We start from the raw sequence: 21050 nt of genomic DNA on the forward strand, positions 1-21050 counted from the left end.
ACGATGCATGCGAACCCTGTTTCCATCAGCCTGTCGAGCTTCGGCGCCGATACCGTGAAGCGCCGTGGCCAGGTCGCCTACCTGCCGCTGTTGGCGCAAGCCGGTGCGTGCCGTGTGGAGTGGCGCGAGGAGCTGTTCGAGGTCTGGCCCGAGGCCGACACCCTGGCCAAAGCCAGTGCTGAGCTGGGGCTGGAAAGCCTGTTCTCCACGCCCCTGGAGTTGTGGCGCGAAGACGGCAGCCTGGAGCCGGCGGTGGCCGAGCGGCTGGACCTGGCCGAGCGGATCGGTGCGGTGGCATTGAAGGTTTCCCTTGGCCATTACCGCGACACCTGCGACCTGCACGCCCTGCAGCCCTTGCTCGGGCGCAGGGCGGCGCTGTTCGTGGAGAACGACCAGACGCCTCAGGGTGGGCGCCTGGAACCCCTGCGGCGATTCTTCGAGCGTGCCGCCGACCTCGACCTGGCCCCGGGCATGACCTTCGACATCGGCAACTGGTACTGGCAGGGCGAGTCACCCCAGCAGGCTGCGCAGGCGCTGGGTCGCTGGGTGCAGTACGTGCACTGCAAGGCCGTCACCCGGCGTGACGACGGGCGTCTGGTGGCGGTGCCGCCGCAGGCATCGGACCTGGCGGCCTGGCGGCAGCTGATGGTCCACTTCATGCCCGGCGTGCCCCGTGCCATCGAGTATCCATTGGTCGACGACGATCTGTTGGCCTACACCCGCCAGCAGGTCCAGCACCTGGCTTTGCTCGAGGCGGAGGTCCACCATGGCTGAACATGATGTGCTCTGCTTCGGTGAAACCATGGCCATGTTCGTGGCCGAGCAGTGCGGCGACCTGGCCCAGGTGGCTGGCTTCGGCAAGCGCATTGCCGGCGCCGACAGCAACGTGGCCATCGGCCTGGCGCGTCTGGGCCTGCGGGTGAACTGGCTGAGCCGGGTGGGAGACGATTCGCTGGGCGCCTTCGTGCTCGCCAGCCTGCGTGGCGAAGGCCTGGACTGTGCCCGTGTCGAAATCGACCCCGCATACCCGACGGGCTTCCAGCTCAAGGCACGTTGCGACGATGGCAGCGACCCGCAAGTGGAATACTTCCGCCGAAGCTCGGCCGCCAGCCGCATGTCGCCGGCGCTGCTGTGCCCGGAGCTACTGGATGCCCGCCACCTGCATGCCACAGGCATCGTGCCGGCCTTGTCGGCGTCGTGCCGCGACCTGTCCCTGCAGTTGCTCGAGGCCATGCGCGCGAACGGTCGCAGCATCTCCTTCGACCCCAACCTGCGCCCATCGCTATGGCCCAACCGGCAAACCATGGTCCAGGAAATCAATGCCCTGGCGGTCAAGGCCGACTGGGTGCTGCCAGGGCTTGAGGAGGGGCGCCTGCTCACCGGCCGGCAAACCCCTGAAGCCATTGCCGGTTTCTACCTGGAGCACGGCGTGCAATGCGTGGCCATCAAACTGGGCGCCGAGGGGGCGTACCTGCGTGATGCGCGCGGTACCGAAGGGGTGGTCGCGCCCTGTCCCGTGGCGCAGGTGGTGGACACGGTAGGGGCGGGCGATGCCTTCGCCGTGGGCGTGGTCAGCGCCTTGCTCGAAGGCCACGACCTGCGCCGCGCCGTGGCTCGCGGCAACTGGTGCGGCAGCCGTGCGGTGCAATCACGCGGCGACATGGAAGGCCTGCCGCAGCGCCATGAATTGGATGCCTACGAAGACCGCTTCGGCGGTTGAACCGAACCTGCCGGCCTGGCCGGTACCTGTTGCAACAAGAACAACAAGCTCAGGAGATACAACCATGCAGATCGACCGACTTGCCCCAAGACGCTGGTGGTACATCATGCCCATCGTCTTCATCACCTACAGCCTGGCCTACCTCGACCGTGCCAACTACGGCTTTGCCGCCGCTTCGGGCATGGCCGATGACCTGCATATCACCCCGGCCCTGTCGTCCCTGCTCGGGGCGCTGTTCTTCCTGGGCTATTTCTTCTTCCAGGTGCCTGGTGCCATCTATGCCGAAAAACGCAGCGTCAAGAAGCTGATCTTCGTCAGCCTGATCCTCTGGGGCGGCCTGGCCACGCTCACCGGCATGGTGCAGAGCGTGTCGCTGCTGATCGCCATCCGCTTCCTGCTGGGGGTGGTGGAAGCTGCGGTGATGCCGGCCATGCTGATCTACCTCTGCCACTGGTTCACCCGCGCCGAGCGCTCGCGGGCCAACACCTTCCTGATCCTCGGCAACCCGGTGACCATCCTGTGGATGTCGGTGGTGTCCGGCTACTTGGTCAAGCATTTCGACTGGCGCTGGATGTTCATCATCGAGGGCCTGCCGGCGGTGCTATGGGCATTCATCTGGTGGCGCCTGGTGGACGATCGCCCGGAGCAGGCCAGCTGGCTGAAGGCACAGGAGAAAACCGCGCTGCGCGAGGCCCTGGCCGCCGAGCAACAGGGCATCAAACCGGTGAAGAACTACCGCGAGGCGTTCCGTTCGCCCAAGGTGATCATCCTGTCGTTGCAGTACTTCTGCTGGAGCATCGGTGTCTATGGCTTCGTGCTCTGGTTGCCATCGATTCTCAAGCAAGCTGCGGCGCTGGATATCGTCACGGCCGGCTGGCTGTCGGCGGTGCCGTACCTGGGCGCGGTGCTGGCCATGCTCGGGGTGTCCTGGGCATCCGACCGGATGCAAAAGCGCAAGCGTTTCGTCTGGCCGCCCCTGCTGATCGCTGCCCTGGCCTTCTACGGCTCCTACATCCTCGGCACCGAGCATTTCTGGTGGTCATACACCCTGCTGGTGATCGCCGGTGCCTGCATGTACGCCCCCTACGGCCCGTTCTTCGCCATCGTGCCGGAACTGCTGCCCAGCAACGTTGCCGGTGGCGCCATGGCCCTGATCAACAGCATGGGCGCGCTGGGCTCGTTCTCCGGCTCCTGGCTGGTGGGCTACCTCAACGGTGTCACCGGCGGCCCGGGGGCTTCCTATCTGTTCATGTGCGGCGCACTGCTGGTAGCGGTGGCCCTGACCGCCGTGCTCAACCCTTCGCAACAGGCACGGCGCCAACAGCTGGCGCCGAGCCAATAGGTATCGACCATGAAAAAACGCATCGTCCTGTACAAACGTTTGTCCGATGAACTCATGCAGCGCCTGCAGGCCCATGCCGAGGTGACCCTGGTCGAGGCGCCGGCGGCCGACGGCCTGGCGCGCCTGCGGGCGGCCTTGCCGGGTGCCCATGGCCTGCTCGGTGCCAGCCTGCGTCTGGACGGCGAGCTGCTGAGCCTGGCGCCGCAGCTGGAAGTGGTCTCCAGTGTCTCGGTGGGCGTGGACAACTACGATATCGGCGAGCTCGACCGCCGCGGCGTGCTGCTGACCAACACCCCCGACGTGCTCACCGAAACCACTGCCGACACCGGTTTCGCCCTGCTGATGGCTTGTGCCCGGCGGGTGGTGGAACTCGACGGCTGGATTCGCAACGGCCACTGGCAGGCCGGCATCGGCCCGGCCCAGTTCGGCTGCGATGTGCACGGCAAGACGCTGGGCATCGTCGGCCTGGGGCGCATCGGCGAAGCCCTGGCCCGTCGGGCCCACGCAGGGTTCGGCATGCAGGTGCTGTATCACACACGCCAGCCACGGCCCGAAGTGGAAGCGCGCTACGGGGCGCGTCACCGCAGCCTCGAGGCCTTGCTGGCCGAGTCCGATTTCGTCTGCCTGTGCGTGCCCCTGAACGCGCAGACGCAGAACCTCATCGGCGAACGTGAGCTCGCACTGATGAAGCCCTCGGCGATCCTGGTGAACATCGCCCGTGGTCGCGTGCTGGACGAGGCGGCCCTGCTGCAGGCCCTGCGCGAGCGGCGTATCCGTGGGGCGGGCCTGGACGTATTCGTCCGCGAACCGCTGCCGGCCAATTCACCCTTGCTGCAACTGGACAACCTGGTGGTGACCCCGCACATCGGCTCGGCCACGCACGAAACCCGTGAGGCCATGGCCCGTTGTGCGGTGGACAACCTGCTCGCCGCCCTGGCGGGTGAAAAACCGGCCAACCTGGTGAATCCCATTGCTTGGGAGCGCAGGGCCAGTTAATCCGCGCCAGCCTCCATCGCGGGGCAAGCCCGCTCCCACAAGTTTCGATGCGCCATCCTGTGGGAGCGGGCTTGTCCCGCGATGGAGGCAACACTGTCTAAGCTTTCCCGACAAAACAACAACAGCCCCGCACGAACGGAGCGAATGCCATGTATGACCTGATTGACCTGTCAAAGAAGAGGCCAAAGCCATGTCCAACGACGAACCTGCCTTCGCGCACCCGGCGCGCCGCGAGTTCCTGCGCAAGTCACTGACCCTCATTCCGGTGGCGACCCTCGCCAGCACCGGCATGGGCAGCGCGGTGCTTGCCGATACCGCGACCCCCGCATCCGCCAAGGACCCCGAACAGGGCAGGGCGCCAGCCCGCGCCTACCAACCGACCTTCTTCAATGCCGAAGAGTGGGCGTTCATCTCAGCTGCGGTCGCGGTGCTCATTCCCGCCGACGCGCTCGGCCCCGGTGCGGTAGAAGCCGGTGTACCGGAATTCATCGACCGCCAGCTCAATACCCGCTACGGCAGTGGTGGCCTGTGGTACATGCAGGGCCCCTTCCATCCGGACGCACCGGCCGAGTTGGGCTACCAGCTCAAGCTCAGCCCCCAGGAGATCTACCGGCTGGGTATCCAGGAAACCGACGCCTGGTGCAAGGCGCAGTGGAGCAAGCCGTTCGCCCAGCTGGACCCGGCCCAACAGCAGCAAGCCCTGGAGGCCCTGGACAGCGGCAAGGCGGCCCTGGCCTCGGTGCCTGCCGTCACCTTCTTCGCCATGCTCTGGCTCAATACCCGCGAAGGGTTCTTCAGCGACCCGCTGCACGGCGGCAACCAAGGCCTGGCTGGCTGGAAGCTGATTGGCTTCCCCGGCGCGCGCGCCGATTTCATGGATTGGGTGGAACGCGACGAGCGCTATCCCTTCCCTCCGGTATCCATCAGTGGCGAGCGAGGTTGAGCGATGGCCCAGGTGATGAAGAAAGTCGATGCGGTCATCGTCGGGTTCGGCTGGACCGGCGCGATCATGGCCAAGGAACTGACCGAGGCAGGCCTGCAGGTGGTCGCCCTGGAGCGGGGCCCAGCGCGTGACACCTACCCGGACGGTGTCTACCCGCAGACCATGGACGAGCTGACCTACAACTCGCGCAAGAAACTGTTCATGGACATTTCCCGCGAGACCGTGACCCTGCGTCACAGCCTGAACGATGTGGCCGTGCCGTACCGCCAGTTCGGCGCCTTCCTGCCTGGCACGGGCACCGGCGGGGCCGGGCTGCACTGGTCGGGCGTGCATTTTCGCGTCGACCCGATGGAGCTGCGCATGCGCAGCCACTATGAGGAACGCTATGGCAAGGCCTTCATCCCCGAAGGCATGACCATCCAGGATTTCGGCGTCAGCTACGAAGAGCTGGAACCGTACTTCGATTTCGCCGAAAAAGTCTTCGGCACCTCCGGCACCGCCTGGTCGATCAAGGGGCAGGTGGTGGGCCGCGACAAGGGCGGCAACCCGTTCTCCCCGGACCGCTCCGATGATTTCCCGCTGCCGGCGCAGAAGAACACCGTCTCGGCGCAGCTGTTCGAGAAGGCGGCCCGCGAGGTCGGCTACCACCCCTACAATTTGCCGTCGGCCAACACCTCCGGGCCCTACACCAACCCCTACGGGGCACAGATGGGCCCGTGCAATTTCTGCGGCTACTGCAGCGGCTATGCCTGCTACATGTATTCCAAGGCCTCGCCCAACGTGAACATCCTGCCGGCCCTGCGCCAAGTGCCGAACTTCGAGCTGCGCAACAATGCCCATGTGTTGCGGGTCAACCTCAATGCCGAGAAGAACCTGGCCACCGGCGTGACCTACGTCGATGCCCAGGGGCGCGAGGTGGAACAGCCGGCGGACCTGGTGATCCTCGGTGCCTTCCAGTTCAACAACGTGCGCCTGATGCTGCTTTCGGGCATCGGCAAACCCTACGACCCGGTCAGCAACCAGGGTGTGGTGGGGCGTAACTTCGCCTTCCAGAACCTGTCCACGGTGAGCGCTTTCTTCGACAAGAACAGCCACCACACCAACCCCTTCATCGGCGCTGGCGGCAATGGCGTGGCGGTGGACGATTTCAATGCCGACAACTTCGACCATGGCCCGCTCGGCTTCGTCGGCGGCTCGCCGTTCTGGGTCAACCAGGCGGGCACCAAGCCCATCTCCGGCACCAAGACCCCGCCAGGCACGCCCAAGTGGGGCAGTGCCTGGAAGGCCGCGGTGGCGGACAGCTACAGCCACATGCTGTCGATGGACGCCCATGGCGCGCACCAGTCCTACCGCGACAACTACCTGGACCTGGACCCGGTGTACAAGGACGCCTATGGCCTGCCGCTGCTGCGCATGACTTTCGACTGGAAGGACAACGACGTGAAGATGAACCGCTTCATGGTCGAGCAGATGCGCAAGATCGCCGAAGCCATGGGGCCCAAGGCGATCGCCGCGTCGATGAAGGCGTTCGGTCAGCACTTCGATGCCACCGTGTACCAGACCACCCACCTCAACGGCGGCGCGATCATGGGCACCGACCCCAAGACTAGTGCCATCAACCGCTACCTGCAGAGCTGGGACGTGCACAACGTCTTCGTGCCGGGCGCCTCGGCGTTTCCCCAGGGGCTGGGCTACAACCCCACCGGGTTGGTGGCGGCGCTGACTTACTGGTCGGCGCGGGCCATTCGCGAGCAGTACCTGAAGAACCCAGGTCCACTGGTGCAGGCATAGGAGGCCGACCATGAAACGACTGTTGACCGCCGCCCTCTGCCTGGGCGCCAGTACCCTGCTGCATGCCGCCGACGCGGCCGACCCGGCCCTGGTCAAGAAGGGCGAATACCTGGCCCGCGCCGGCGACTGCGTGGCCTGCCATACCGCCAAGGGCGGCAAGCCGTTCGCCGGCGGCCTGCCCATGGAGACCCCCATCGGCACGCTCTATTCCACCAACATCACCCCGGACCCGAGCGGCATCGGCGACTACAGCTACGAAGACTTCGAGCGCGCCGTACGCCAGGGCATCGGGCTCGATGGCAGCACTCTGTATCCGGCCATGCCATACCCGTCCTATGCGCGGGTCAGCGACGAGGACATGCAGGCGCTCTATGCCTACTTCATGCACGGCGTGCAGCCGGTGGAGCAGGCCAACAAGGACAGCGACATCCCTTGGCCGCTGAGCATGCGCTGGCCGCTGGCGTTCTGGCGCGGGCTGTTCGCGCCTGAGGTCAAGCCGTTCGAGGCCGGTGGGCGTGACCCGGTGGTGGCCCGCGGGGCCTATCTAGTCGAGGGCCTGGGCCATTGTGGCGCCTGCCACACGCCACGGGCGTTGACCATGCAGGAAAAAGCGCTGGATGCCGACGACGGCGATGCCTACCTGGCCGGCAGCGCGCCGCTGGAAGGCTGGGTCGCCAAGAGCCTGCGGGGCGATCACAAAGATGGCCTGGGCAGCTGGAGCGAGGCGCAGATCGTGGCCTTTCTCAAGACCGGGCGCAACGAGCGCACGGCGGTCTTCGGCGGCATGAGCGATGTGGTCGAGCACAGCATGCAGTACATGAGCGACGCCGACCTCAGCGCCATCGCCCGCTACCTGAAGACCTTGCCGCCGGTGAACCCGGACGACAAGCCGTTCCAGGAGGACCGCCAGGTCGCCGATGCGTTGTGGAAGGGCGACGATGCCAAACCCGGTGCCGCGCTCTACGTGGACAACTGCGCTGCTTGCCACCGCACCGATGGCAAGGGCTACGCGCGGGTGTTCCCGGCCCTTGCCGGCAACCCGGTGCTGCAGGGCAAGGATGCCACTTCGCTGATCCACATCGTGCTCGAAGGCGGCACCTTGCCTGCAACGCAGACGGCGCCGTCGACCTTCACCATGCCGGCCTTCGCCTGGCGGATGAACGACCAGCAAGTGGCCGATGTGGTCAACTTCATCCGCAGCAGCTGGGGCAACCAGGCCGGTGCGGTGACCGCAGCCCAGGTGGCGAGCCTGCGCAAGCAGCCGGCGCCTGTGCTCAAGGCCGAGTCGTTGATCGGTGATACCACGGGGATCGAGGAACCTTGAACCTTGAGGGCCGCCGGCGCGGCCCCTTCGCGGTACAAGGCCGCTCCTACACAGGGTGGGGAGTGGCCTGGGCCGCAGTTCCATGAACGTTACAGGTATACAGGCTTGGGCTCGCAAAGGCACGAAAGCGGCCTGCCGGGCTATCCGCAGGGCTGTGCGGTGCAGCTATGCTTGCCACCGAGGGGAGCCAGGGAGCGTGTCATGAGTCAGGAGCCAAAGCCGGTGCCCGCCGGTTTCAGCGAGCAGCAGCTGCATACCTTGTTCGAGCTGATCAGCGATGGTATCTGGGATTGGGATGCCAATTCCGGGTACGTCTACCGCAACCCCGGCTGGTACGCCATGCTCGGCTACGAAAGCCATTCCATGGCCAACACCGTGCTCACCTGGGAAAGCGTCATCCACCCGGAGGACTACCCTCGGGTAATGGCCCACTTCGAGGCCTACATCAACCAGCGCAACGAGCGCTACCGCATCGAATACCGTTGCCGTTGCCAGGACGGCAGTTACCTGTGGATCGAGGACAGCGGCCATATCATCGCCCGCAACGAGGATGGCTCGGTGGCGCGCATGCTCGGCGCGCACCGCAACATCGATGCCGGCAAGCGCCTGGTGATCGAGCTGCAGCAGAAGAACCAGTCCCTGGAAACCCTGGTAGCCGAGCGCACCCGGGAGCTGTCGTGGGTCAACCAGCAACTGCAACGCCAGCTCGATGAGAACCTGGAGCTTGCCGAGCGCGACGCGCTGACCCGCACTGCCAACCGCTATCGCCTGGAGAAGACCCTGCAGCAGGAATGCGAACGGGCCCGGCGTTTCCGCCAGCCGTTGTCGCTGATCGTCATGGACGTAGACGACTTCAAGCCGATCAACGACCGCCACGGTCATGCCCGCGGGGATGCGGCGCTGGTGGAGGTGGTCGAATGCATCCGGGGTTGTCTGCGCCCTCAGGACCTGCTGGCGCGCTGGGGGGGGGACGAGTTCGTCGCCGTGTTGCCGCAAACGCCGGTGGAGCAGGCATTGGAGATTTCAGGCGCGATCCGCCAGGCCATGGAAGCGGTGGAGCCGATCGGCGATTGCCGGTTGACCATGAGCTTCGGCGTGGTGCGCTGGCAGGAGGATGAAGACCAGCACGACCTGCTGGCGCGGGCCGACCGGGCGCTGTACCGGGCCAAGGCTGCGGGCAAGAACACCATTTTCGAATGAGCTGCAGCCGACCCCTGTAGGAGCGGGGCAAGCCCGCTCCTACAGGGGGGGCAAGCCTTGCAAAGCCGGACAAAAAAGACCCGCGGCGCCTGGGGCGCAGCGGGTCAAATCGGCCGTCGCCGCTTCAGTGTCAGATATGCAGGGCGTGGCCCAAGGCACGCAGGGCCGCCTCCTGGACCGTTTCGCCCAGGGTCGGGTGGGCATGGATGGTGCCGGCGACATCCTCCAGCCGTGCGCCCATCTCCAGGGATTGGGCGAAGGCAGTGGACAACTCCGAGACCGCCACCCCTACGGCCTGCCAGCCGAGGATCAGGTGGTTGTCACGGCGGGCCACCACACGCACGAAGCCGCTTTTCGCTTCCAGGGTCATGGCCCGGCCGTTGGCGGCGAAGGGGAACTGCGCGACGATGCAATCCAGGCCTTGCTGGCTGGCTTGCTCCGGGGTCTTGCCGACCACCACCACTTCCGGGTCGGTGAAGCACACCGCGGCAATTGCAGCCGGCTCGAAACGCCGTGCCTTGCCGGCGATGATTTCCGCCACCATTTCGCCCTGGGCCATGGCGCGGTGCGCCAACATCGGCTCGCCGGCCACATCGCCAATGGCCCAGACGTTGCGCATGCTGGTCTGGCAGCGTTCATCGATGGCCACTGCCGCACCGTTCATCTTCAGGTCCAGGCATTCAAGGTTGAAGCCCTGGGTGCGCGGACGACGACCGACCGCGACCAGCACCTGGTCGGCCTCCAGGCGCAGTTGCCCGCCCTGGCCGTCGTTGGCCAGCAGGCAACCGTTCTCGTAGCCTTCGACGCTGTGGCCCAGGTACAGGGCGATGCCCAGTTTCTTCACCGACTCGGCCACCGGCTGGGTCAGCTCGGCGTCGTAGGTCGGCAGGATGCGCTCGCGGGCTTCCACCACGCTGACCTGCACACCGAGCTTGCGGTAGGCAATGCCCAGCTCCAGGCCGATATAGCCGCCACCAACCACCACCAGATGCTGGGGCAGGGCCTTGGGCGCCAGGGCCTCGGTGGAAGAGATCACCGGGCCGCCCAGCGGCAGCATCGGCAGTTCCACGCTGGTGGAGCCGGTGGCCAGCAGCAGGTGTTCGCACTGGATACGCTGGCCATCGACCTCGACGTTCTTGCCGTCGAGAATCCTGGCCCAGCCGTGGATCACCTTCACACCGTTCTTCTTCAGCAGTGCGGCGACACCGCTGGTCAGGCGATCGACGATGCCGTCCTTCCAGGCCACGCTGCGGGTGATGTCCAGGCGCGGTGCGGACACGCTGATGCCCAGGGGGGAGGTGTCATCGAGGCGGCTGGCCTGATGGAACTGCTCGGCCACATGGATCAGCGCCTTGGACGGGATGCAGCCGATGTTCAGGCAGGTGCCGCCCAGCGCCTGGCCTTCGACCAGCACGGTGGGGATGCCCAGCTGGCCGGCGCGAATGGCGGCGATGTAGCCGCCAGGGCCGCCACCGATGATCAGCAGGGTGGTATTGAGGATCTGTTGCATGCTCACTCCACGAACAGGCAGGCGGGCTGTTCCAGCAGGCCACGTACGGCCTGGATGAACAGGGCGGCATCCATGCCATCGACCACACGGTGGTCGAAGGAACTGGACAGGTTCATCATCTTGCGCACGACGATCTGGCCGTCGATCACCACCGGTCGTTCGACCATGCGGTTGACCCCGACGATGGCCACTTCCGGCGTGTTGACCACTGGCGTGCTGGCGATACCGCCCAGTGCGCCGAGGCTGGTCAAGGTGATGGTCGAGCCCGACAGCTCGTCGCGGCTGGCCTTGTTGTTGCGGGCGGCGTTGGCCAGGCGGGCGATCTCGGCGGCGTTGCTCCACAGGCTGCCGGCTTCGGCATGGCGCAACACCGGCACCATCAGGCCATTGTCGCCCTGGGTGGCGATGCCTACATGCACCGCGCCATGGCGGGTGATGACCTGGGCTTCGTCGTCATAGGTGGCGTTGATCTGCGGGAAATCGCGCAGGGCCACGACCATGGCGCGCACGATGAACGGCAGCAGGGTCAGCTTGCCGCGGCTTTCGCCGTGCTTCTGGTTGAGCTGCTGGCGCAGGGCTTCCAGGGCGGTGACGTCGATTTCCTCGACGTAGCTGAAATGGGCGACGCGGCGCTTGGCATCCTGCATGCGCTGGGCGATCTTGCGGCGCAGGCCGATGACCGGCACCTGCTCGCTGTCGGTACGCTTGGCGTAGCCGCTCGGCGCTTGGCCGGCGCTGCTGTGGGGCTTGCTGATGAACGCATCGAGGTCTTCATGCAGGATGCGCCCGGCCGGGCCGCTGCCATGCACGTAGCGCAGCTCGATACCGGCATCCAGGGCGCGCTTGCGCACGGCCGGGGAGGCCAGAGGCTTGTCGCTGGCCTGGCGCGGCACGATAGGCGCGGCAGTGCTGGTGCTGGCAGGCTGGCTGGCCATCACTTGAGGTGCGCTGCGCGGTGGCTCGGCGACCGGCGCCGGAGCAGGGGCCGCGACGGCTTCGACCGGCTTGGCCTGCGGCGCATCCACGTGGTTGCCGCCGCCTTCGACTTCGATGCGGATCAGCTCGCTGCCGACCGCCATCACCTCACCTGGCTGGCCGCCCAGGGCCAACACCTTGCCGCTGACCGGCGAAGGGATTTCCACGGTGGCTTTGTCGGTCATGACATCGGCCACCACTTGGTCCTCGGCGATCACATCGCCGACCTTGACGAACCATTCCACCAACTCGACCTGTGCGATGCCTTCGCCGATGTCCGGCATCTTGATGACGTGCGTGCCCATTCAGACCTCCATGACCCGTTTCAATGCCGCACCTACCCGCGAAGGGCCGGGGAAGTAGGCCCATTCCTGTGCGTGAGGGTAGGGGGTGTCCCAGCCAGTGACGCGCTCGATCGGCGCCTCGAGGTGATGGAAGCAATGCTCCTGGACCAGCGACACCAGTTCGGCGCCGAAGCCGCAGGTACGGGTGGCCTCGTGGACCACCACGCAGCGGCCGGTCTTCTTGACCGACTCGACGATGGTGTCCAGGTCCAGCGGCCACAGGCTGCGCAGGTCGATGACCTCGGCGTCGACGCCGGTCTCCTCGGCGGCCACCTGGGACACGTACACCGTGGTGCCGTAGGTCAGCACGGTCACGTCGTTGCCTGGGCGAGCAATGGCAGCCTTGTCCAGCGGGACCTGGTAGTAGCCGTCGGGTACCGCGCTCTGCGGGTGCTTGGACCACGGCGTCACCGGGCGGTCGTGGTGGCCGTCGAACGGGCCGTTGTACAGGCGCTTGGGCTCCAGGAAGATCACCGGGTCGTCGCATTCGATGGCGGCGATCAGCAGGCCCTTGGCGTCATAGGGATTGGATGGCATCACCGTACGCAGGCCGCAGACCTGGGTGAACATCGCCTCCGGGCTCTGGCTGTGGGTCTGACCGCCGTAGATGCCGCCGCCACAGGGCATGCGCAAGGTCAGCGGGGCAGTGAACTGGCCGGCCGAACGGTAGCGCAGGCGGGCCATCTCCGAGACGATCTGGTCGGAGGCCGGGTAGAAGTAGTCGGCGAACTGGATCTCCACCACCGGGCGCAGGCCATAGGCGCCCATGCCCACGGCAGTGCCGACGATACCGCTCTCGGAAATCGGCGCGTCGAACACCCGCGACTTGCCGTACTTGGCCTGCAGGCCTTCGGTGCAACGGAACACGCCGCCGAAGTAGCCGACGTCCTGGCCGTAGATCACCACGTTGTCGTCGCGCTCGAGCATGATGTCCATGGCCGAGCGCAGGGCCTGGATCATGGTCATGGTGGTGGTGGACATGGCGGATTCCAGATGGATGCTGTTGTTGTGATCGTTCATCTCAGACCCCCAGTTCCTGGCGCTGGCGGCGCAGGTGTTCGGGCATTTCCTTGTACACGTCCTCGAACATCGAGGCGGCACTCGGGATGTGGCCATTGCCCAGGGTGCCGTACTGCTCGGCTTCCTTCTGGGCCTTGAGGATCTCGGCCTCGAGCTCGGCGGTGACCGCCTGGTGTTCTTCCTCGGACCAATGGCCGCTGGCGATCAGGTGCTGCTTCAGACGCGCGATCGGGTCGCCCAGTGGGAAGTGGCTCCAGTCGTCGGCCGGGCGGTACTTGGACGGGTCGTCGGAGGTCGAGTGCGGGCCTGCGCGGTAGGTGACCCATTCGATCAAGGTCGGGCCCAGGCCACGGCGGGCGCGTTCGGCGGCCCAGCGCGAGGCGGCGTAGACCGCGATGAAGTCGTTGCCGTCGACCCGCAGCGAAGCGATGCCGCAACCCACGCCACGGCCGGCGAAGGTGGTCGATTCACCCCCGGCGATGGCCTGGAAGGTGGAGATGGCCCATTGGTTGTTGACCACGTTGAGGATCACCGGGGCGCGGTAGACGTGGGCGAAGGTCAGGGCGGTGTGGAAGTCCGACTCGGCGGTGGCGCCGTCGCCGATCCAGGCCGAGGCGATCTTGGTGTCGCCCTTGATCGCCGAGGCCATGGCCCAGCCGACCGCCTGCACGAACTGGGTGGCCAGGTTGCCGCTGATGGTGAAGAAGCCGGCTTCGCGCACCGAGTACATGATCGGCAGCTGGCGGCCCTTGAGCGGGTCGCGCTCGTTGGACAGCAGCTGGCAGATCATCTCGACCAGGGAGACGTCCCGGGCCATCAGAATGCTCTGCTGGCGATAGGTTGGGAAGCACATGTCGGTGTATTGCAGCGCCAGGGCCTGGGCACTGCCGATGGCTTCCTCGCCCAGGCTCTGCATGTAGAAGGACATCTTCTTCTGGCGCTGGGCGACGACCATGCGGTTGTCGAAGATCCGCGTCTTGAGCATGGCGCGCATGCCTTGGCGCAGGACCTGCGGGTCGATGTCCTCGGCCCAGGGGCCGACGGCGTTGCCGTGCTCGTCCAGGACGCGAATCAGGCTATAGGAGAGATCCGCGGTGTCGGCGGGCTCCACATCGACAGGAGGTTTACGGACAAGACCGGCGTCGTTCAGACGCAGGTAGGAAAAATCGGTCTGGCAGCCTGGCCGGCCGGTAGGCTCGGGCACATGCAGCTGCAGGGGGGCGTACTCGTTCATGCCTTTTACGCTCGCTCGAATGTTGTTTTTGTGAGCTTTGAAGCGGTCGCCGCTGAGTACCGGCTTGTGACTGGTAAGTCAGCGCTAAATACATCATAGGGGGATGGCCAGAGAATTTTTCTCTCAAGTTGATTGCCTTTGCCTGACGGGCCAGATAAACATTCCGCATAAACACAAAAAACCGGTGAATTTGTCTCATGCGCAAACTCGATCGTACGGATATCGGCATTCTCAACAGCCTCCAGGAAAACGCCCGCATCACCAACGCAGAGCTGGCCCGCTCGGTGAACCTGTCGCCGACGCCTTGCTTCAACCGGGTCAAGGCCATGGAGGAGCTGGGGGTCATCCGTCAGCAAGTGACCCTGCTGGCGCCCGAGGTGCTGGGGCTGGACGTGAACGTGTTCATCCATGTGAGCCTGGAGAAGCAGGTGGAGCAGTCGCTGCACCGCTTCGAGGAAGAAATCGCCGAGCGGCCCGAGGTGATGGAGTGCTACCTGATGACGGGCGATCCGGACTATCTGTTGCGAGTACTGTTGCCCAGCATCCAGGCGCTGGAACGATTCCTGGATTACCTGACGCGGTTGCCAGGGGTGGCCAACATCCGTTCCAGTTTCGCCTTGAAGCAGGTGCGCTACAAGACGGCCTTGCCACTGCCGGCCAATGGCATGACATTGCGAGAGTAGCCGTCCGAGCACTATGCTTGCTGGTTAGGTCAGCTGAATATCGCTTAGGTAGAATTCTAGGACGTCACCGGTACGCTCACTGGCATTGAGGTAGTACTGGCGGGCCAGGTCAATTACCGGGACATGGTCCGAGAGCGACTCCGCAACGCGGTAGCCGTTCATGTCCCGCAGGTAGAAGGGAATATTGCTGGCGTTCTTCAGTGTGCCGTCCCATGGCTGGAGCGTTTCGATTTTCCAGTAGGGCCTGGTACGTAGCAGGTTGTACGGATGTGGGGCGTTGAGCACATCCCGGACCCGCCCGGCCACATGCGTACCATACAGGCCTAGCCAGCCATTGCCACTGCTTTCAAGCCGGGCGCCAATATAGGCCCAGTGTTCTGCGCAGGTAATGTAGTAGTGCGTGCGGTCTTCACGGTGCTCGATGAATTCAAAATGGAATGCGAGTCGTTGGAATTCATTCGCGCTGCGTGGCATGCTCCTGCGCGCGGCTGTCGTGCACAGCCAGCCGTCTTCATCCAGGCCAAGAACTGGGTGTACGTTGTTGTCTGCAACAACGATCTGACCACGGTGGCGGCTATACAGCGTAGCGGTGAAATTGGCCCTTATCATGTAAGTCTCCGATGATTGCTGAGGCGGTAGCCCAGGCTAAGGCACTGCCTGTCGACTTGGGACATGGATGCGTTTCAGCCAGCGGAAGGGGCCTTTCAGCCTGCTGTACAGGCCTGATCACGACATGACCTGCACCGGACGCGCCCCGGCAACAGCATTTTACCTGCCACTGCACTCATTCCCTGGCATTTGCCCTTATGCTTGTCTGCAACCCATCGCCACCTGACTCGGGAGCCGCTAGGGACTTATGCGAAATATCTGGAAGCCGTTTCAGTCGTTGTATTTCGCCGCGCTGATGATGTTGATCGGCTCGGGCCTGCTCAGTACCTACTTGGCCCTGCGCCTGGCCGCCGACCATGTGGACAGCCTCTGGGTCGGCGCCTTGATGGCCGCCAACTATTTCGGCCTGGCGGTGGGCGGCAAGATCGGCCACCGGCTGATCGGCCGGGTCGGGCACATACGCGCCTATGCCACGTGCGCCGGCATCGTGTGTGCCGCCGTGCTCGGGCATGGCATGACCAACTGGTTGCCGGTCTGGGTAGGGCTGCGGATGATCGTCGGCCTGGGGATGATGTGCCAGTACATGGTCATCGAGAGCTGGCTCAACGAGCAGGCCGATGTGAAGCACCGCGGGGCAGTGTTCAGCGGCTACATGATCGCCTCCTACCTGGGCCTGGTACTCGGCCAGCTGATCCTGGTGGTGCATCCGGAGCTTGGCCCTGAACTGCTGATGCTGGTGGCCATGTGTTTTGCCTTGTGCCTGGTGCCGGTGGCGATGACCCGGCGCATCCACCCGGCACCGTTGCGCCCGGCGCCGATGGAGCCGAAGTTCTTCCTCAAACGGGTACCCCAGTCCCTGTCCACGGTGCTGGGTTCGGGCCTGATCGTGGGTTCGTTCTACGGCCTGGCGCCGTTGTATGCGGCCAAACAGGGGCTGACCACCGAGCAGATCGGTCTGTTCATGGGTAGCTGCATCTTCGCGGGGTTGGTGGTGCAGTGGCCGCTCGGTTGGCTGTCGGACCGCTACGACCGAGCCGTGCTGATCCGTAGCGTCTCGATCGGCCTGGCGCTGGCGGCATTGCCGCTGGCGGTGCTGCCCAGCGTGCCGCTGGAGTTGCTGTTCGCCATCGGTTTCGTGATTTCGCTGCTGCAGTTCTGCCTGTATCCGCTGGCGGTCGCGTTTTCCAACGACCATGTCGAAAGCGAGCGGCGTGTCTCGTTGACGGCCATGTTGCTGGTGACCTACGGCGTGGGGGCCTGTATCGGGCCGCTGGCGGCGGGGGTGCTGATGAAAGCGTTGGGGCCGCAGATGCTGTACGCCTTCTTCCTGTTCTTCGCCTTGGTGCTGGTGTGGCGTATCCGGCCGAAGGCGGTCACCGGGTTGCACCAGGTGCAGGACGCGCCACTGGGCCACGTGGCCATGCCAGCGGCCGGTTCGCCGTTGTCGGCGGCGCTCGACCCGCGGGTGGATGAGGCGACCGTGCAGGAGGTGATGCAGGCGCCGGTGGCCGCGGAGGATACCGAGGCTGAGGAACAGAAGGCCAAAGCCGAAGAGGCCGAGCCGCAGGCCGAGGTCGATAAGTCGATCTAGGTGGCAGGGTCGGCCTCATCGCGGGCTTGTCCCGCAATTCTTCCCCTAGAGCTGTAAAAACGAAAACGCCACCCGATCGGGTGGCGTTTTTCATGGCCCAGCAAGGCTCAATAGTCGTCTTTGTCGAACCGCCGTGCCTCACGCTGCAATTGGTACACGAAGCTCTCGACCTTGCGCTGCAGTTGGCCATTGAGGTTATGAAAGCGTACCCCGGCGAACGTGGTATTGGCGCGCTCCTCGAAGTGCAGGTGGCGCAGTTCCACCATCGCTTGCGGGATACCCAGCGGGGCCGCAGCGGCAAAGCGCTCGTAGACCTGGCCCAGTTGCAGGCGCTCTTCCACATTGCCCTCGAAGCGCAGCTTGCAACCGGTGGCGGAGATATCCAGCAGCTTGCCGCGCAGGGCGCCCTTGCCCTTGAGCTTTTCGCCGTCGAGCACGATATCGACCAGCTGCGACAGCTTGAGCGCGGCGCGGAAGGCGTTGCGCCGTTGGTGGTAGGTCACTTCGCTGGGCAGGGCGCTGCGGTAGCAGCGGTGGCCGTTGATCTCGGTGATGGTCGGTGCGGTGTTGCAATCCCAGGCGATGCGCACCCCGTCATGGAAACCTTCGATGCGGAACGGTTCGCCGTTCTCGATGTATTTTTCCCCGTCGCGCGGAATCATCTCATCCAGCGCCAGGGTATTGCTGTCACGGTCCACGTGTACCACGTAGCTCTGGAACCGCTGGCTGCGCTCGTGGAAGGTGATGATCAAGGGATCATGGCTATCTTGCAGCTGGCGCAGGTTGGCCGCGATCTCCAAAGGCGTGGTCAGCACCTTCGGCGGTTGCGGGGCATCGGTTTCATTGAACACGGGTTTTCAATCTCCAGGCAAAAACGACACACGCAAGTAACGGCATTTTGCCAGTATGTTCCGTGCCTTGATAGCGGTAATCACACTTGACTGATAGCCCGTGCCTTGGCCATGGGCGAGGTGGTGCCACGGCTGTCGTAGAGCGAGGGAGAGTCGCCGCCGTTGAGGATGCGGATCTGGTTGGCGGTGGCGAGCTGTTGCACCTGGATGATCCGGCCGTTGGTCGCGTTGGCGGCTTGGCAGGCATCCATCAATTGGGAGAGCGCGTCCAAACGTTGCAGCAAGACCTCGCCTACCGTTGATTGTTCCGCCAAGGCCTTCACGCCTTCGCGGTCAGCGGAAAGGCCGAGCCCGGTGAGCAGCTGGTTGCGTCGCATGCCCTGCTGCTCGAGCAAGACGATCAACGACTGTTTGCGCGCCAGGATATGCTCCAGCAGCGCCATATCACGGCCATGCAGGGCGACGGCTTCCTTCTGAAGCAGTTCGAGCAGCTCCTGGGTGGGCGCGATGTCGTTTTCGATCAATTGCAGCAGGGTAGTGTCGTGCATGGCTGGCTCTTGGCTCGTTACGTCCTTTGAAGTCAGCGCCCCAAAGGGTTAGCGCTGGGCTTCGAAATCAAGCAGTTTGCTGGCGACCCGCTCGGCATCGACCTTGTAGCTACCCTCTGCGATGGCCTGCTTCAACTGGGCCACGCGGGCGCTGTTGACTTCAGGTTGATCACGCAGCTGGTCGCTGATCTTCTGCAACTGCTGGGCCTCCTGGCTGAGATGTACGGCTTCTCCGCTGGCGTCGGGCTTGGCCGCCTGGCTGGTTTCGCCGGCTTTCTCGGCGTTGCCGGTCGCGGTATTGCCGCGAACGCCACCGGTGATGGATGGCGCATTATTCAAACGACTGAAGTCGATGACCATGATTGTAGAAACCTCTGGGAATTTGGACGCTTGCCTTGTTTTCGGCCAACCCGAAAAAAACTTTAGGCGCGAATTTGTCGGCGCCTGTGCGCAAGTTCACATAACCCGTTTTCTGACACAGTCTAGGAAAAGCAGTTCCTTGTCGCTAGCCTTCATGGCGTTTCCCTGGCAGGGCCAATCGCGGGGCAAGCCCGCTCCTACAGGGACTAGAGCCTTGGCAGGCCCAATACTACATGGCCACCTCGACTTGGCCTGGCCCGGTCACTCGTGCCTTGACCACCCGCTTGGAGTTCAGGTTGCGCACGCGGATCTGCTCCGACAGGCCGCCTTTGCTCAAGGCTTCGCCCGGCATGCGCACGCTCAGGCTGCCGCTGCGGGCGATGATCACCACGTGATCGCCCTTGCGCACCACCTCGGCTTGTTCCAGATGCTGTGGCGTGAGCACCTGGTCCAGCACGGTCGGGCGCAGCAGCTTCATGCCCACGGCCTGGTCCAGATCGGTGAGAAAGCCTTGGTTGAGCGTGCCCACGTCCCGTTCCCGCAGGCTCACATCGCCTTCGCCGATGACGCTTTCGCGCTTGAGCGGGCGCGCCATCACCACCACGTCGCGGAACAAGCGCACCTGGGCCGGCACGAATACCGTCCACGGCGCGCTGCCGGCGCAGCGCACCCGTACCGTGACCCTGCCCAGCGGTTGTGCCGGGCTCTCCAGCGAAGCGTCCAGCTGTTGGCTGCATGTCGGCATGCGCAGGCGCGGGTCGAGGGTGTTGACCTGGATCTCGTAGCGGCCCGGCGTCTGGCTGGTGGCCAGGTAGTCCTCCACGGTGAATTCAAGAAACCCTTGGGTGACGCCGATAAGCTGTTCAGGCAAGGTAACCGCATCGGCCAGCGCTCGGTTGCCGGGGGCCAGCAGGCAGATCATGGCCAGCGAGCCGCCCAGCAGGCGCGTCAGACGTCGGAAAAATGTCGTTTTCATATACATGGCGCTCAAAAAAGCAAAGCCCGTGCCGATTCGGTACATAGGCGAGAACTAGAGGAGTCTGGCATGGCTGGAGTCATGGATTCGGTCAACCAGCGTACGCAACTGGTGGGGCAGAATCGCCTGGAGCTGTTGCTGTTCCGCCTCAATGGCGAACAGCTCTATGGCATCAACGTATTCAAGGTGCGGGAAGTGCTGCAGTGCCCGGAGCTGACCGTGATGCCCAAGTCCCACCCGGTGGTGCGTGGCGTGGCGAACATCCGCGGAGCAACCATTCCCATCCTCGACCTGTCGATGGCGACCGGCTTGCCCGGCCTGCGGGAAGAAACACGCAACAGCTTCGTGATCATCACCGAGTACAACACCAAGACCCAGGGTTTTCTGGTGCATTCGGTCGAACGCATCGTCAATATGAACTGGGAAGAGATCCACCCGCCACCCAAGGGTACCGGTCGCGACCACTACCTGACGGCGGTCACCCGCGTGGACAACCGCATGGTGGAGATCGTTGACGTGGAGAAGGTGCTGGCCGAGGTGTCGCCGGCCTCCGAGGCCATTTCTGCCGGGGTGATCGATGCCGAGGTGCAAGACAAGGCAGTGATGCTGCGGGTGCTCACGGTCGACGACTCGTCGGTTGCGCGCAAGCAGGTCAGCCGCTGCCTGCAGGCGGTGGGTGTCGAGGTGGTGGCGCTCAACGACGGCCGCCAGGCCCTGGACTACCTGCACAAGCTGGTGGAGGAGGGCAAGCACCCGGATGAAGAATTCCTGATGATGATCTCCGACATTGAAATGCCGGAGATGGACGGCTATACCCTGACCGCGGAGATTCGCAGCGATCCACGCATGCAAAAGTTGCACATCGTGCTGCATACTTCGCTGTCCGGCGTCTTCAACCAGGCGATGGTCAAGAAGGTCGGTGCCGACGACTTCCTGGCCAAGTTCAAGCCGGACGACCTGGCCCAGCGGGTGGTCGACCGGATCAAGGCGACGCATTGAAACCGCCGGGGGCCTGCCCCCCGGCACCAGCGAT

Annotated in this window: 20 protein-coding genes; 11 read left to right on the forward strand and 9 right to left on the reverse strand. The window is 64.6% G+C overall.

Annotation, left to right across the window (positions count from 1 at the left end):
* The first annotated feature begins 3 nt into the window (after positions 1-3).
* The 8 genes from AC1MHZ_RS11070 (at position 4) to AC1MHZ_RS11105 (ending at position 9316) form a co-directional block, all read left to right on the forward strand.
* Positions 4-774, forward strand: a complete 771-nt coding sequence (locus tag AC1MHZ_RS11070; protein WP_465001298.1) for a sugar phosphate isomerase/epimerase family protein — start codon at positions 4-6, stop codon at positions 772-774.
* Entirely contained in the window at positions 767-1720 is a 954-nt protein-coding gene (locus tag AC1MHZ_RS11075; RefSeq protein ID WP_084858274.1) for a sugar kinase, read from the forward strand. Before AC1MHZ_RS11070 ends, AC1MHZ_RS11075 begins: the two co-directional genes overlap by 8 nt.
* Before the next feature lie 64 nt (positions 1721-1784).
* A complete protein-coding gene (locus AC1MHZ_RS11080) occupies positions 1785-3062 on the forward strand; it encodes an MFS transporter (RefSeq protein WP_084858273.1) in 1278 nt (425 codons plus the stop codon).
* Positions 3063-3071: 9 nt separating this feature from the next.
* Positions 3072-4058 (forward strand): 2-hydroxyacid dehydrogenase, encoded by a 987-nt coding sequence (locus tag AC1MHZ_RS11085; RefSeq protein ID WP_084858272.1) that lies wholly within the window; start codon positions 3072-3074, stop codon positions 4056-4058.
* Between the two features lie 190 nt (positions 4059-4248).
* Positions 4249-5001: a gluconate 2-dehydrogenase subunit 3 family protein gene (locus tag AC1MHZ_RS11090; protein ID WP_084858271.1), complete on the forward strand. Its 753-nt coding sequence runs from the start codon at positions 4249-4251 to the stop codon at positions 4999-5001.
* Positions 5002-5004: 3 nt separating this feature from the next.
* The gene (locus AC1MHZ_RS11095) at positions 5005-6792 is read left to right on the forward strand and encodes a GMC family oxidoreductase (protein WP_084858270.1); all 1788 of its coding nucleotides are present in this window, start codon (positions 5005-5007) and stop codon (positions 6790-6792) included.
* A gap of 10 nt (positions 6793-6802) precedes the next feature.
* Complete coding sequence (locus AC1MHZ_RS11100) at positions 6803-8116, forward strand: cytochrome c (protein ID WP_465001296.1); 1314 nt, start codon at positions 6803-6805, stop codon at positions 8114-8116.
* A gap of 201 nt (positions 8117-8317) precedes the next feature.
* A complete protein-coding gene (locus tag AC1MHZ_RS11105; RefSeq protein WP_084858268.1) occupies positions 8318-9316 on the forward strand; it encodes a sensor domain-containing diguanylate cyclase in 999 nt (332 codons plus the stop codon).
* Positions 9317-9446: 130 nt separating this feature from the next.
* Here AC1MHZ_RS11105 and lpdA read toward each other — a convergent pair whose 3' ends face one another.
* From lpdA to AC1MHZ_RS11125, 4 genes are read right to left on the reverse strand one after another with little or no spacing between them, the layout of a single operon-like run.
* Positions 9447-10826, reverse strand: a complete 1380-nt coding sequence (lpdA, locus tag AC1MHZ_RS11110) for a dihydrolipoyl dehydrogenase (RefSeq protein ID WP_084858267.1) — start codon at positions 10824-10826, stop codon at positions 9447-9449.
* 2 nt (positions 10827-10828) lie between these two features.
* The gene (locus AC1MHZ_RS11115; RefSeq protein ID WP_482966349.1) at positions 10829-12106 is read right to left on the reverse strand and encodes a dihydrolipoamide acetyltransferase family protein; all 1278 of its coding nucleotides are present in this window, start codon (positions 12104-12106) and stop codon (positions 10829-10831) included.
* Positions 12107-13165, reverse strand: a complete 1059-nt coding sequence (locus tag AC1MHZ_RS11120) for an alpha-ketoacid dehydrogenase subunit beta (RefSeq protein ID WP_084858265.1) — start codon at positions 13163-13165, stop codon at positions 12107-12109.
* Position 13166: 1 nt separating this feature from the next.
* Positions 13167-14399, reverse strand: coding sequence for a 3-methyl-2-oxobutanoate dehydrogenase (2-methylpropanoyl-transferring) subunit alpha (locus AC1MHZ_RS11125; RefSeq protein ID WP_084858264.1), 1233 nt, complete (start codon positions 14397-14399; stop codon positions 13167-13169).
* A gap of 197 nt (positions 14400-14596) precedes the next feature.
* Here AC1MHZ_RS11125 and bkdR point away from each other — a divergent pair, with 197 nt between their 5' ends.
* The gene (gene bkdR / locus AC1MHZ_RS11130) at positions 14597-15082 is read left to right on the forward strand and encodes a Bkd operon transcriptional regulator BkdR (RefSeq protein ID WP_023381577.1); all 486 of its coding nucleotides are present in this window, start codon (positions 14597-14599) and stop codon (positions 15080-15082) included.
* 24 nt (positions 15083-15106) lie between these two features.
* On the opposite strand, the gene AC1MHZ_RS11135 is transcribed toward bkdR, so the two are convergent.
* Positions 15107-15691, reverse strand: coding sequence for a hypothetical protein (locus AC1MHZ_RS11135; RefSeq protein WP_324813521.1), 585 nt, complete (start codon positions 15689-15691; stop codon positions 15107-15109).
* Positions 15692-15938: 247 nt separating this feature from the next.
* On the opposite strand from AC1MHZ_RS11135, the gene AC1MHZ_RS11140 reads away from it, so the two are divergent.
* Complete coding sequence (locus AC1MHZ_RS11140; RefSeq protein ID WP_084858262.1) at positions 15939-17282, forward strand: MFS transporter; 1344 nt, start codon at positions 15939-15941, stop codon at positions 17280-17282.
* Between the two features lie 107 nt (positions 17283-17389).
* On the opposite strand, the gene AC1MHZ_RS11145 is transcribed toward AC1MHZ_RS11140, so the two are convergent.
* The 4 genes from AC1MHZ_RS11145 to flgA all read right to left on the reverse strand — a co-directional run bounded on the left by AC1MHZ_RS11145 (position 17390) and on the right by flgA (position 20023).
* Positions 17390-18133, reverse strand: a complete 744-nt coding sequence (locus AC1MHZ_RS11145) for a flagellar brake protein (protein ID WP_084858261.1) — start codon at positions 18131-18133, stop codon at positions 17390-17392.
* 80 nt (positions 18134-18213) lie between these two features.
* A complete protein-coding gene (locus AC1MHZ_RS11150) occupies positions 18214-18681 on the reverse strand; it encodes a flagella synthesis protein FlgN (RefSeq protein WP_084858260.1) in 468 nt (155 codons plus the stop codon).
* 48 nt (positions 18682-18729) lie between these two features.
* A complete protein-coding gene (gene flgM, locus AC1MHZ_RS11155; protein WP_084858259.1) occupies positions 18730-19041 on the reverse strand; it encodes a flagellar biosynthesis anti-sigma factor FlgM in 312 nt (103 codons plus the stop codon).
* 229 nt (positions 19042-19270) lie between these two features.
* A complete protein-coding gene (gene flgA / locus AC1MHZ_RS11160) occupies positions 19271-20023 on the reverse strand; it encodes a flagellar basal body P-ring formation chaperone FlgA (RefSeq protein WP_084858258.1) in 753 nt (250 codons plus the stop codon).
* Between the two features lie 63 nt (positions 20024-20086).
* Here flgA and AC1MHZ_RS11165 point away from each other — a divergent pair, with 63 nt between their 5' ends.
* Positions 20087-21016: a chemotaxis protein CheV gene (locus AC1MHZ_RS11165; protein ID WP_324813532.1), complete on the forward strand. Its 930-nt coding sequence runs from the start codon at positions 20087-20089 to the stop codon at positions 21014-21016.
* The last annotated feature ends 34 nt before the right edge of the window (positions 21017-21050 follow it).

Source organism: Pseudomonas sp. FA-1, from assembly GCF_056856075.1.